We start from the raw sequence: 13,678 nt of genomic DNA, 5'->3' as shown, positions 1-13,678 counted from the left end.
TGTCCCTCCCTCAGGCTCCTCCATCTATCAACTTAAGTGCTGTTGCAAAAACCTTCTCGCCATTCATCATTCCATAGTCCTGCATATTGATAACCTCTACCGGTACATTGATCTTTGCTGCTTTTTCTTCAAACTGTTTCAACATGAAGCGAACTTGCGGACCCAATAAAATGACGTTGATCTCGCCTTTTTCGATTTCAGGATCAGCTTCAGAAGCATACAAGGCAAAAATCTTGGCTTCCACTCCTCGAGCTTCTGCAGCTTTTTCCATTTTCGTAACCAGTAAACTAGTGCTCATCCCTGCGGCACAAACCAACATAATCGTTTTCATTTTCTTTTCCTTTCTTAAATAAATCTTCCTAATGTGTTAATCATAGTCAAAAGGGTCTTTTCTTTTACGGGCAACTAGACAAGTAAAAATAACATCCAACAGATAGTCAACGGAAACACCATATTGCAGCGAGGTCAGCTCATAGGTACCAGAATAAATATAGAGACTATCGTTACATAGCAGATCAAGCTTCCGATCCAAATTCCCAGTCAGCGCGATCGTATAAATATTTCTGCGTCGCAACTCCATCGCCGCATTGACCATGACGGGATTTTTACCTGTATGACTAATAATAATCGCAACGCTATCATTATCTGACAGCGTCTTGATATAAAAATCATTGTACGTATTAAAAACCTGAGTATTAATTCCTAAACTACTTAATTTTAAACAAATTCCTTGAGCTCGCGAATAATTCATATCACTAGCATAAAAATCGATTCTTTTTGAATGTACCAAACGATTGATGATCCGATTCAAAGAGTCCTTTTTAATCATTTGCTGTGTATGACGTACCGTCTCTTGATACAATCCTTCAACTGTTGCAGATAATTCGATATTTGAAGCCGTAACATCTAGCTTTGTTCGTTCGCTTTTTTTATTTTGAGCATGTTCGCTGACATATTGTAATTGAAACTCATGATAGCTGTTAAAACCCAACTTCTTACACAGACGGTTGATAGTTGCTGGACTAGTTAGTGTTAAAACCGCCAGTTCTTTCGCCGTTTTGTTCAAAATCGACTCTTGATTTTTCATAATAAATTGAGCGATTGCTCTTTCCTGATGAGTAAATGTTGTTCCCTTTTGCAATTGCTGAATAATCATTTCCTCACTCCTCAATTTAGGATAGTTCGTAACGTACACCTGTTGAAGTGTCGTAGAATCCGGATTATACATTTTGTAACCGGATCCACTTTCGTTAATTATAGCATCCTTGTCTGAGAAAAATGAGGTGTTCATTGAACTTATTTATATGTGCTTGCTCGATATAAGCTGTGATCATACTTCATTCGCTTGAACCATTTCAATCGAAGTCTTCTCTTCCGTTGCTTGCTGTTCTATCACATCAAGGCTTTGATTGTAAACTTTCCAGAACGGCAGATAGATAACTAAACCGATAGCAAATGAAATGAAGGGGATCAGTGCCGTTTTGATATCCCCAGTTCCTAGCGGTCCTAATAGAAATGGCGGAGTCGCCCAAGGTACTACCGCATAAAACTTACCAAAAAAGCTTGTTGACAATAAGAGATAGCCGACACCAGTAGAGATTGTCCCGCTTAAAATGAATGGAATCATCAAGTAAGGATTCAACGCAATCGGCAACCCGTAGATCACTGGTTCAACAATTGTAAAAATCCCTGGAACCAGTGCAGTGACACCGATCGTTCGAAATTGCTTCTTCTTGGAAATAAGCATTAAAAGCAGAAGCGGCCAAACCGCCGCAGTCCAAACGGTTAATCGGATAAGACCTGTATTTCCAAGTCCAGCTAACACATTTGGTAAGTCGACATTCGAAACCCCACTTGCTAAAGCGCTTGCATTCTGGTCAACCCAAGTCAATCCAAAAGGTGTAAACAAAGCTAAAAACATATTGTCTCCATGAAGCCCAACACTCCAAAGTAAAAGACAAATAAACGTTACAAGCATCGCCATCCATAGACTATCCGAAGATGTGATAATTGGCTCCAATAAGGTATTCAACCAAGTAACCATATCGAAATCAAGGATTGTTCGAACAACCCAAGCCAAAGTGAAAACAGTAGCATATGGCAACAAGGCACCAAAAGCATTTCCGATATTCGGTGGGACAGAATCTGGCATTTTTATCGTGATATTTCGATCTAAGAAAAATTTCAAAATTTGAACGCCAACAATACTCGTAACGATACAGACAAATAATCCGCTGGCGCTGAATGACGCAACCGAAATACCACCAGCTTCATCATAGCCATTGATCGTAAAAATCAGAAAGGTGGCTAACCCCAGCATACTGCAAGTTAGCGTATTCATTTTTTTCTTTTGTGCATAATGGTATGGAATCGAAATGGCACAGTATAAAGACATCATATTCATCGTCAAGCTGTTCATCCAAGCAAATTTTCCAGCTAAAGGAGCGAAGAAGCCAATGAGCGGTTTTCCGCTTGTTCCAATATCTGGCGAACCCAATACATACAAAATCAAAAAGATTGATCCGATCATAATAATCGGCATTGCTGAAACGAGACCCGAGACAACGGATGAAATAATATCAGTATTCGCAAATCTTCCTAGTGGTCCAGAAATTTTTGTGGTAAAGTCCATTACTCGATCCATTATACTTTTTTTCTGTTTATCCATTTTTTGTCCCTCCTATTTTGGTAGTTGAACTCAGGGATTACGTTTTACTCTTTTCGCAATCCCCCATTTAACTACGTATGTCATACAAACTTATCCTTTACTCACACTGACATCAGCTGGAAAGATTACATTCGCCGTTCTTCGCGCTTGTGTCTGGATTTTCATAGTATCTAAAGAAATGTTCATCAGTTTTTCCACTTCATTTACTTTGTGATGGTCGATAATGTCGCAAAAAGAAACAAATTCATGATACATCCGATGCTTGTCCTGATTCAGTTCATATACCTTTTCGCCTAACGAATCATTCATCAATACTTTGAACTTTGCAACGACATTGGCGGAATCTTCTATCACGATACAGCCCCTGTCTCCCTGAATCGACGTAACAATCGGTGCTTTACAATCCTTCGCAGCAATACAGACTGCTTTAAACTTTTCATAATCCAAATCCAAAATACCAGAAGTGTCGATCCCTTTTTGGATGTTCGCTTGATAATTTACCTTATCTGGTAAGCCAAACAGTGTGACCATTAGATTAATATTGTAGATATTCAGGTCCATCAATGCACCGCCGGATTTTTCTGGATCAAAGGCAGGCTGGACTACTCCTTGCTTGAAAGCATCATAGCGAGAGGAATATTGTGAATAATTAGCAGAAACGATCTTGATTTCCCCTAAAGTCGGTAATAGCTCTTTAATCTTTAAAACATTCGGTAAAAAGCGGGTAGATACTGCTTCTAAGACAATCAAGCCTCGTTCCTTCGCTAACTCAGCCAATTCGACTGCTTCTATATCATTTGAAGTAAATGGCTTTTCACAAATCACGTGTTTATCTGCCAATAACGAGCGCTTCGTAAAAGTATAATGAAGATGATTTGGAACGCCAATATAGATTGTATCAATGTCTGGATCCTTTAGCATTTGATCATAATTCGTGAAACACTTCTTAATTCCATTTTCTTCTGCCAATTTCTGGATAATCACTTTTTCAGCAGGTGTTGCGCAAATTGCTTGTAACTCCATATCAGAGACTTCAGCCGCAAAACTCAGCAAATCCTGGACGATCATTCCGGCTCCTAATATGCCTACCTTCATACTTTTGCCTCCTTCGCGACAGTCATCGCTGCTTCAATAATTTCTAATACAGCAACAACTTCTTCGTCCTTGACCATTTTTTCAGCATTGCCGGCTAAGACAGCAAGGATATTATCATAGATAAGTCCATAGTCCCCTTTTTCAACCGGAACCTTCATAGTTACCTCTTGACCTTCTTCATCTATATACGACAGCGTTCCCCATAGTTCTTCAGGGTATTCTTCTTTCGGCAATGGATAAGGACCATTTGGTTTTGCTTTAGAAGAATTATGACCTAAGGACGGCATCAAAAAGCTGCCTTTTCTGCCGTGAATAATAAAGCTTGGATAATCGAGCTTTACATAATAACTTGTTTTTACAATCACTTTTAAGCCACTTGGATAGAAAAAGTCGATATCGTAATAATCATCTGAAATACCCGGATTATCGATACTCCGAACATCGTATACAAGTCTATCAGGAACACCAAATTCTCCAATGATCTGATCAACAGGATGAACCGCCAATCCGTAAAGAACACCCATTCCTTTATGTTTTGCAATTTGTGGACGATAGTAATCATAGTGGGATTCAACTTCGATCAGCTCACCCAAGACCCCTGACTCGATGACTTTTCGCACAGTTCGCATATCTGTATCAAAGCGGCGATTTTGATTGGCCATCGCTAAGAGTCCCTTTTCTTTGGCAAGAGCGAAAACCTCTTTGGCTTCAACGCTAGTCATAGCAAAAGGCTTTTCTGTCAGCACATTTTTGCCACTTTCTAAAGCCATTTTAGTATAGGCGACATGAAACTGATCCGGTGTATTAACTACAATCAAGTTGACTTCTGGATCCAGCATTACCTCTTCAATTGAAGAAGTAAAGTGTATTGTAGGATACCAGCTCTCTCGCTCAAAGTCACCCACACGATCTTCTTCTCTACGATAAATATATTTCACTTTCATTCTTTGTTTTCGTGACTCTACATATGGTAAGTGATATTGACATACACTATTACCAAAACCAATATAGGCAATGACTAACATAAACGTTCCTCCCATTTCAACTGTTTTTCAAACGTTAGTACTCCTGCAGAAACAATCTAATACGAACCATCAGCTGTTTGGTACAGTTCAACCATATCAGCTGTTTTTGTCCATTTCGATGGTTAACGCCAAAATAGGATATAGCTTTCAGTTTTGAAGCATTTTTATGAAATACGCTTTCACTGTCTTTTGATTACTGTCAGGATGAGTCATTTTTCTCTACACAAAAAAACTCTAATGATCGTAATAATGATCATTAGAGTTTTAGGATTTTCCTATTGACTTAAGTGTTTTAACCGCCCATGTGAGATAACTACTAAAAAAGCTCTCTTTATTAACTATCCCTTAAACACGCACTTTCTCCCCAACCATTTCATAAACATCCTCCGCAATCATTCTTCCATCAGGAATAAAGCTATTCAACGTATGGACAAACGGTTGTCTATTTATAGGAACTTGGTTGTGTGAGCTAGAATAACTGGCGACTTGTTTTTTTCGGTAAATAGCGTGATCGAAGACCGCTACATTAAGCTTTTGCGGCAATAATTGCTGAAAAATTTGGATAATTTTGAATTGAGTAAAATTATTCATTAAGGTATATGTTCCTAGTCTAGCAGCTTTGGCCTTTTTTTCTCTCGGAACAATCGCAGATTCTTTAACGTACTCGCCGCCAGCGACTACGCGGTGGCCGATACTGTCAATGTCCTCTAGGGAATCAATTACTGAAAAGCTTAGTAATTCTGCTAAAATGAGTTGGACAGCTTTTTCATGATCAGCAACCTTAACTCTCTTTGTATCATTTAATGTCCACCAATGAAATCTTCGATAGCTTTCTTTTTCGCCATTGACCTCAACGAGACCAGAAGCTAACTCATCTCCTTGAGGAAGCTGAAACAGCGCCCACTTCACCCCATATTTACTTGCATCAATTGCTAAGATCTTCATGCTTTTGTTCCTCACCTTCTTTTAAATACGAGTAAAGCCAACACAACAACCCGGTCAAACCGGTCAACGGAAAAATCCAAGAAAAATACTTTCTGGCTGCGACGACCAATGCCTGATTAAAGCCGATTAGCCCTACGATTTGGATACAAACGAGAATCAATCCGCCAATAAAAAATACCACAAAGCCCATGATTATGAGGTACTCCATAAATTTTTTCATTTCTACTCTCCTTTAAATGAACAGTGGTAAGAACCCCATCGCAATCAACCATCCTAATAAAGTAATTGGTATGACAAAAAATTTGATCAGCGTATAGAAAGTGTCTTCTGGTCGGCTTTCCGTCAGTCCTGCGGCAATGAAAATGGAGCCTGATGCCGGCGGAGAAGCGCCTTCTGTTGAAGCGAAAACAAGAATCGCCACAACGGCCTGCAAAGCTGGAACCCCAACGCTGAGTAAGGCACTAAAGGCAATTAATCCGATAGAAGTTAAAGTTGCTGTAGAGGACAATGGCCCTGCTACTAATACAACCAAGAGTCCCACGAGCAATACCATAATCGGTTTGGCAAAATTCAAATGATTAAACACTGAAACTAGTTCTGTCGCCAAATTTAACTGGGCAAATAGTTCACTCGCTGCAAAAGCAAATAACAAAATACCGCCGATATTCTTATAATGTGGAAAAAGCGTTTTGACTAAATGAGACGCATTCGGAATATTTTGCTTTAACTCTTTTCTTCCTAAAACTACAATGATTGAAATCATCAAAATTGGAATCCATGTTAATAAAGAAATATTGGCTAATGCCTCCTCCATTCCCCGATTATTATAAAACTTTCGAACAGGTCCGATTGTAATCACAATCGGAATAATTGCTCCTAGAAAAACCAATAAAGAGGTCCAATATTTCTTTAGTGCTTCACGCAAGGTCAAATGGTGTTCGGAACAATCGACCGAAATGTTCTCTTTCCGCATTAGATATAATACTAAGAAAATTCGATAAATCACTTGATAGATCCCAGAAACGAAAAGTCCGATATACAACTGGCCTTCTGTGATTAAGCCGCTGATTTCAGAAAATCCCAGCATAATAAACATCGAGGCGCTTGGAGGAAATCCCGCACCCAAACCGCCATTTCCTGCTAATAGGGTAGCCGCTGTTTCTCTTTTCCAGCCCGTTTCAATCATCCATTGTGCGGTAAAGGTGCCAGAAGTCGCTGTATTCGCTGAATTTGAACCGGATAACATCCCAAGAATGGCTGAAAGTCCAATATTGACAAAAGCTGGCCCACCCCGCAACCTTCCCAGCAGAGACTGAAAAATTTCTAAAATACCTTTTAAAAGCCCAGATTCCTTAATTAAATAGCTCATTAAGACAAACGCTAATGAGGCAAATAGTACCTCATTAGACAAAGCGCTCAAAAAGCCTATTCTTAAGTAATCAAAGAATTCACTGCCGCCGAACATTGCCACGACAATAAAACCTAGCAGCATACCTTCTGCCATGTTTCGCTTAACGATCGTTGCCCAAACAATGATCAACAAAATATAAATGATTAGTGCAAGCGTAGCGTTTCCCATGTTGAGTCCTCCGTCTAATTATGTATACCCACTTGGCAGACAGGTATGCTGAAAAAGAATTGCTGAAACACGCGATCGTGTTTCAGCTGATCCAAATTAACCGTTGTATTCTGCGTCGATAAATTCGACATTTTTCCCTTCCAGCGTTCGGTCCACCCAAGAACGATCCGCTGATCCTGTTGATGCTTTTTTCACTTTAGCACTGTCTGCTTCCGCATTCGCTTCTGCTTTTTCAATCAGGTCTTCCGCATCCTTTTTAGGAATGACGATGATGCCATCCGGATCGCCTAAAATGATGTCTCCTGGAAGAACGGGAATGCCGCCAATAGCGATTGGTGTATTGACTTCGCCTGGTCCTTCCTTAAATGGTCCACCCGGTGTCGTTCCAGTTGCATAAATTGGACATTTTTCATTCGCAAGAACATCAATATCACGGATAGGCCCATCAATCACGATGCCGGCAACCTTTTTAAAATCAGCTAAATATTTGTACATGATCTCCCCCATTAACGCTCGAGAGCGATCCCCTTCATTTGAAAGAATAATGACATCTCCTTCTTGCGCCATGTTCAACGCTTGATGGAGCATCAAATTATCCCCTGCCCGGGCTTTCACTGTTAACGCGACGCCGCACATTCTTTTTTCTGGCGAGGACATCAATTTGATTTCAGGGTTTAAGGCAAACACGCGAGACATGCAATCCGCCACATTAGCAGCCGGTAATTTGCTGAATCTTTCTACTAATTCTTTTTCCGGTAAGTTTCTTTTTAGATAAACGCGATTTCCAATAGTCATTTCTTCTTCTCCTTTATTGTAAACGATTTCTTAATAACAAATGTGTTTTTTTAACATTTTGGTTTTTTATTTCGCTTCAGATTTTTCAGTCTCTGCTTCTTTCGGAAAATAGCTGTAAATAAATCCTAGTACACCTGCGATCGCCGAGCAGACAAACGTTGGCACACCTATATAATTCGTCGCATGAATCATCAGCTGCCCATTTCTCAGAATCATTCCCAATAGCTGAGCGACAACCAAAAGTGTGCCGCCGATCATAAAGATTACGACAAACAGCGTAAATAGCTTTTTCACTAATTCTTTCATTTCATCCCCTCACTTTCTATACTGGTAACGGCAGCCAGCCCCAACACATCATCCATCCGATAGCCATTACTGGAATGACATAGTAAACAAATAATGGGACAAAGGATTTAGCCGGGTTCGACTCGGCAATTCCGGCAGCTACATAGATTCCTCCTGAGGTCGGCATTGATTCGCCCTCTGTAGAAGCCCAAGCTAGCACCGCAGCAACTGCGATCACTGGATTCACGCCGACTGAAGTCAGGGCAGAATAAGCGACCAAACCAACGACGGTCAATGTTGCGGTAGAAGATAGCGGACATGCGACTAGCACCACGATGGCACCAACGATCATGATCATTAACCAAGGAGCGATCGATAATGAACCTAAGAATGCAGTCAGCTCTTCACCCATACCTAACAGTCCTAATACATTACTTGCCGCAAAGGCAAACAATAAAACCGCTCCGATGGATGAGAACTTCGTGATGGAGCTCTCAGCGATTTTGATCCAGCCTTTACCATTCTTAGGAAAATTCTTCCAGCCCAACACAATACAGATAGCGCTAATAACAATGGGCATCCAAGTGATCAAAGAAATAGTATCCATCCCTTCTGGACCAACCATGTTTTCCGAACCAAGGAATACCGCAATTGGACTCATCGTTAAAAGAATAGGAATTGCTGCACCTAAGAACACAAAGAGTGATGGCCAGCCCTCTTTTAACGTTTCTTTAATTGGACGAATATTTTCTGTTACACCCTTGATTTTATTTTTCTTAATAAAGAAACCCACAATTAGAAAGCGCCAAAGGATTTGATAGGTTCCGGCAATCAGCATCGCCATGTACAACTGACCCTCTGATACCTGAGCAGCAATTGGGGCCAACCCTAACAAAATGAACATCGAAGCATTCGGTGGAAATCCAACAGCCATGCCGGCATTTCCTGCGGCGATTGTCGTCGCGAGTTCATCATCAAAGCCGGTTTTCTTCATCCATGGAATCGTGAAAACTCCCCGGGCGGCCACATTTCCTGTTGTAGAACCTGAAATTAGACCAAGTGCGCCTGAAGCGATCACATCCATAAAAGCTGCTCCGCCAGGAATCCGTCCTAACAATGAATTCAAAATATTTATAAGACCTTCTAGCACACCCGATAAATCAAAAATATATGCCATTACTACAAAGGCCAGCGCGGCGTACAATACTTCGTAAGTGGCCGCATACTTCAAGCCTTCATAGAATAAAACAAACGCATCCTTACCACCCATTGCACAAATTGCCACAAAACCTAAAAACATTGATTCTCCGATCGAGCGTTTCACAATTAAAAACCAGATTAGAATAACGCCAATAAAAACGATCAGTGAAAGTATTCCAATACCCATAAATAACCCTCCAATTTCTGAATAAATGGTGTTCCAGAAGTAGCTTCTTCGGAAATAAGCCGAAATTTCACAAAAATTTGAGAAACAATTTTCGGAAATTCCTTCTTATTTCTTGAAGCTGACCACTTCTGTCACAACCTCCAATAGTGTCTAATTTAGAATTGCTTCTTTCATCTCAGGAACTGGCCAAGTTGGTTTTTCCCCACTTAAAACTTCATGAACACTCATCGCACAATGCAGGGATGCCCGATCTGTGGCTTCTTTTGTTGCTGCGCCAATGTGCGGTGCCACAACAACATTATCCAAATAAAGCAGTGGATTTTTTGGATCAACAGGTTCACTTTGCATCACGTCTAAAGCAGCGCCTGCGATTTTTTCAGCCTTCATGATGTCATAGAGCTCTTCTTCCACCACAATCTTGCCACGAGCTGTATTAATGAAGTAAGCTGTCGGTTTCATCAACGACAATTGTTCCTTTCCAACAAAACCGGTCGTTTCTTGATTCGCCGGACAGTGAAGTGAAACAAAATCACTTTCTTTAAAAATGCGATCAAAATCGTCGGTCAATTCGACACCTTCAGGCACCTCCGCTTGTGTTTTGTATGGATCGTAGGCGATCACTCGCATGTTGAACCCATGCAGCGCTTTTTTTGCCACCCGCGAACCAATATTACCCACGCCGATTAGGCCTAATGTTTTACCATCTAGTTCCACCTTTGGTAACCGCAATTTCGCATAATAATAATCATCTACAAAGTGCTTTTGTACCTTTTTAAAATTCCGTGAACAATACAACATATAGAAAACAGCTAATTCAGCTACTGACATGCTATTTGCAACAGGGGCGTTACAAACCATTACGCCATGTTCCTTTGCCGCCTCTAAATCGACCGTGTCATAGCCTGCTCCATGTCGTGCAACCACTTTCAGCTTTGGTGCTGCTTCGAAAACTTCCTTAGACATTTGAGATAAGCGAACAATGATGCCATCCATATCTCCGATGTCACGGATGATATCCTCTTCTTCTTTCCCTGAACCGTCAATTAATTCATACCCCCGGCTCTCTAAATACTCGCGTCCTTCTTGCATGATTTCCTGTGGTAATAAAATTTTGTATCCCATCGTTTCCAGTCCTCCAAAGTTGTTTTGTAAGTCTTACACTTTCTTATATGCAACCGCTATGCCAACTTTTTCAAAAAAACAAAAAGCTTTTATAAAGCGCTTTCTTTAACAGGAGAATTTATGCTATACTGGCAACATGAAAGAAAACATTTCATCCGTTGAAATAAATGAAATGTTTTGAAAGGAGTTGGAGGATTGGACACCGTCATTTTTTCTGGACAAAAAAATTTCACTCGTGAAGTGACCTACCTCGTGGAGAACAATCCAAAATATAAGGGGTTTATCGTTACGGAAGCGGTTGGAAAGAAAGCGGAAGAATTAGGAGAATATTATCACAATAAAGGTGCCAAGCTATTTATCGCCCGCGGACAGAACTATGATCGCTTGAAAAACAAATATGACATTCCTGTGATCGAAGTTCGCTGCTGCTATGAAGAGATCTTAAAAGCGTATCAGCAGGCCAAAAAACAGTCTGCAAATATCGCAATTATTGGCTATGGGTCTATTTTTCGAATGATCAAAACCTTTCAAGATACTTCTGGCGAGCACTTTCTTCCACTTGAAATACAATCTGATGATGACCTTGTAGAATTGGTCAAAGACGGCTTGTCACAGGGAATAGATACCTTTGTTGGTGGCTTGAATACTAAAAATGCTTGTGAATTTCTCGGAGCCAAGCATGTGATGCTAGAAATCAGCCCCCCCTCTTTGATTGAGGCTTTAGAAGAGGCTTGTCATCTATTAGCCGTACAAGCAGAAAGAAATCGAAATTATCAATTTATTCAGACCATTTTGAATGTGGCTGATGAGGCCGTTTTTGCCTTTGATCACGATCGAAGCATCTCTTATATTAATTCACGAGCAAAAAAAGTTTTAAAACGCATCCCCCTTGCGACGCTAACCGACTTAATCTTGACCGACGAGAATTATTCCAGCGTTTTTCAAAGCGGGAATCAAATTGAAAATAAGTTGATCGAAATCAAGACAGAGCAATTTGTTTTCTCCATGATTCCCTTGACTTCTGATAATGCCATCTACGGTGCGGTGGTTCATTTGACGAGTGCAAATAAGATTATTTCTTCTGAAAATACGGTTCGAAAACAGCTTTATACAAAAGGCCATGTCGCTCACAAACAATTTAATGACATCATTGGAAACAGCAATCAAATGAAGCAAGCCGTTGAATGGGCCAAACGAATCGCCAAATCAGAGAACAGCATCTTAATATTAGGGGAAACGGGAACGGGTAAAGAATTATTTGCGCAAAGTATTCATAACCATAGTGCACGAAGGGATGGCCCTTTCATTGCGATCAACTGTGCGGCTTTGTCCTCCTCTGTACTGGAAAGTGAACTTTTCGGATACGAAAAAGGAGCCTTCACCGGCGCTAATACTGAAGGGAAAATGGGGATTTTTGAAATGGCTCATCATGGGACCGTTTTTTTAGATGAGATTGGAGAGATTAATTTAGAAGTTCAAGCCAAGCTGCTACGAGTGTTACAGGAAAAGGAAATCGTGCGGGTCGGTGGTGAAAAGGTTATTCCCGTCGATGTTCGAATCATCAGCGCGACGAACAAGGACTTGCAGCGGCTGTCCTTTGAAGGGAAATTCAGAAATGACCTTTTTTACCGTCTAGCTGTTTTAGAATTGAAATTACCGGCACTTTCCGATCGTAAAGAAGATATTCCCCTCATTATTTCCCATTACCTTACGCAGCATTACCCAGAACTAACGATCCAAACGAAAAGTCTAGAGCATTTCAAGCAATTTGACTATTTCGGAAACATTCGCCAGTTGATCAACCTGATCGAACGCTGTGTAGTGATGACGGATTATTCTGAAATCACGTATAATACAGTCGTCGCGATTTGCCAGCAGGAATTTCAGGCCACTCAAAACAGAGCAGTCGCCTCAAAAATGAGAGCCCCTCAAACGGAGAAAGAACTGATTGAGGAGACTTTGCGTGACCATTTTGGAAATCGCAAGGATACCGCACAGGCGTTAAACATCAGTACCGCCACCTTATGGCGAAAAATGAAAAAGTACGAACTTGTTTAATCGTGCTAAACAAACGGAGCTGATCTAAAAGTCCAATAGACTTTCAGATCAGCTCCTATTCATGAATATGCAATGTCTGCGGAAAAACTGCAGCTACAAGCTTCCTCGCAAAATGTTTAGTCTATTTCATAGTCCTGAACGGTCACTAAATAACTGTTAACGACCCCATCTTCTGCAATATGCATATGGATTATGTCCAATCCCTCTCGCTCCATCAGTTCTGGCAGTAAGTAGTCCTCAATTATTTCATCCTCTGTCACACCTTTTTTAAAGTAGACTATTTGACTAAGTTCTTCGTAATTTATTGCTTCACTCGAGTCAAAAATATAATCAACTACGACCTCTGGTTTTTTCTTACTTTCTTGTTCTATACAGTGGCGCCTTGCCAGATTTTCACCAAAGAAGCCCAGCAAGTCAGCAAGATCTTCCTCATCATCAATATCCCACTCAAAATCGCGATAGTTTTGAGTCACTAAATGATTAATCGTTTTTATCTCTGCCTCAGTCAAACTATTCTCAGAAACTTTATACTCCTCGCCATCAGGCTGATCGGTAATTCTATAAACCAGACTTCCTGCTTTATTCAAAATAGCAAACTTAAGCACTAAATGATCCTTCGATGTGTGAATCCAAACCACTTGGCTCGCCTGATAATCCCCAAAAGATTGTGTGTTCTTTAAATAGTTTATTTTCATCTGTCTATCTCCCATAAAGATTCT

General features: G+C 40.5%; 14 protein-coding genes. 1 reads left to right on the top strand and 13 read right to left on the bottom strand.

Features of this window, described 5'->3' with window-relative positions:
* Positions 1-10: 10 nt before the first annotated feature.
* The 12 genes from IGI44_RS22065 to IGI44_RS22010 all read right to left on the bottom strand — a co-directional run bounded on the left by IGI44_RS22065 (position 11) and on the right by IGI44_RS22010 (position 10,901).
* Positions 11-331: a PTS sugar transporter subunit IIB gene (locus tag IGI44_RS22065; protein WP_438790060.1), complete on the bottom strand. Its 321-nt coding sequence runs from the start codon at positions 329-331 to the stop codon at positions 11-13.
* Positions 332-367: 36 nt separating this feature from the next.
* On the bottom strand, positions 368-1,156 hold the full coding sequence (locus IGI44_RS22060; protein WP_438790059.1) for a MurR/RpiR family transcriptional regulator: 789 nt from the start codon (positions 1,154-1,156) through the stop codon (positions 368-370).
* Positions 1,157-1,330: 174 nt separating this feature from the next.
* Positions 1,331-2,668 carry a PTS sugar transporter subunit IIC gene (locus IGI44_RS22055; RefSeq protein ID WP_438790058.1) on the bottom strand — a complete coding sequence of 446 codons (1,338 nt, stop codon included), beginning with the start codon at positions 2,666-2,668 and terminating at the stop codon, positions 1,331-1,333.
* 90 nt (positions 2,669-2,758) lie between these two features.
* Positions 2,759-3,763 carry a Gfo/Idh/MocA family protein gene (locus IGI44_RS22050; protein WP_438790057.1) on the bottom strand — a complete coding sequence of 335 codons (1,005 nt, stop codon included), beginning with the start codon at positions 3,761-3,763 and terminating at the stop codon, positions 2,759-2,761.
* The gene (locus tag IGI44_RS22045; RefSeq protein WP_438790056.1) at positions 3,760-4,788 is read right to left on the bottom strand and encodes a Gfo/Idh/MocA family oxidoreductase; all 1,029 of its coding nucleotides are present in this window, start codon (positions 4,786-4,788) and stop codon (positions 3,760-3,762) included. The genes IGI44_RS22050 and IGI44_RS22045 overlap by 4 nt, the downstream gene beginning before the upstream one ends.
* 345 nt (positions 4,789-5,133) lie before the next feature.
* Positions 5,134-5,733 carry a hypothetical protein gene (locus IGI44_RS22040; protein ID WP_438790055.1) on the bottom strand — a complete coding sequence of 200 codons (600 nt, stop codon included), beginning with the start codon at positions 5,731-5,733 and terminating at the stop codon, positions 5,134-5,136.
* Positions 5,714-5,953 (bottom strand): hypothetical protein, encoded by a 240-nt coding sequence (locus IGI44_RS22035; RefSeq protein WP_438790054.1) that lies wholly within the window; start codon positions 5,951-5,953, stop codon positions 5,714-5,716. The genes IGI44_RS22040 and IGI44_RS22035 overlap by 20 nt, the downstream gene beginning before the upstream one ends.
* Before the next feature lie 12 nt (positions 5,954-5,965).
* Complete coding sequence (locus tag IGI44_RS22030) at positions 5,966-7,312, bottom strand: TRAP transporter large permease subunit (RefSeq protein ID WP_438790053.1); 1,347 nt, start codon at positions 7,310-7,312, stop codon at positions 5,966-5,968.
* Positions 7,313-7,408: 96 nt separating this feature from the next.
* Complete coding sequence (locus IGI44_RS22025; protein WP_438790052.1) at positions 7,409-8,107, bottom strand: RraA family protein; 699 nt, start codon at positions 8,105-8,107, stop codon at positions 7,409-7,411.
* Between the two features lie 66 nt (positions 8,108-8,173).
* Positions 8,174-8,413, bottom strand: a complete 240-nt coding sequence (locus tag IGI44_RS22020) for a hypothetical protein (RefSeq protein WP_438790051.1) — start codon at positions 8,411-8,413, stop codon at positions 8,174-8,176.
* A gap of 16 nt (positions 8,414-8,429) precedes the next feature.
* A complete protein-coding gene (locus IGI44_RS22015) occupies positions 8,430-9,779 on the bottom strand; it encodes a TRAP transporter large permease subunit (RefSeq protein WP_438790050.1) in 1,350 nt (449 codons plus the stop codon).
* Between the two features lie 150 nt (positions 9,780-9,929).
* Positions 9,930-10,901 (bottom strand): hydroxyacid dehydrogenase, encoded by a 972-nt coding sequence (locus IGI44_RS22010; protein ID WP_438790049.1) that lies wholly within the window; start codon positions 10,899-10,901, stop codon positions 9,930-9,932.
* A gap of 195 nt (positions 10,902-11,096) precedes the next feature.
* On the opposite strand from IGI44_RS22010, the gene IGI44_RS22005 reads away from it, so the two are divergent.
* Entirely contained in the window at positions 11,097-12,959 is a 1,863-nt protein-coding gene (locus IGI44_RS22005) for a sigma 54-interacting transcriptional regulator (RefSeq protein ID WP_438790048.1), read from the top strand.
* Between the two features lie 116 nt (positions 12,960-13,075).
* On the opposite strand, the gene IGI44_RS22000 is transcribed toward IGI44_RS22005, so the two are convergent.
* Positions 13,076-13,654, bottom strand: coding sequence for a hypothetical protein (locus IGI44_RS22000; RefSeq protein ID WP_438790047.1), 579 nt, complete (start codon positions 13,652-13,654; stop codon positions 13,076-13,078).
* Positions 13,655-13,678 lie beyond the last annotated feature (24 nt).

Source organism: Enterococcus sp. DIV0756 (assembly GCF_051710745.1).
GTDB lineage: Bacteria > Bacillota > Bacilli > Lactobacillales > Enterococcaceae > Enterococcus_A.
Note: the sequence above shows the minus strand (reverse complement) of the source record. Positions and strands in the feature narration are given on the sequence as shown.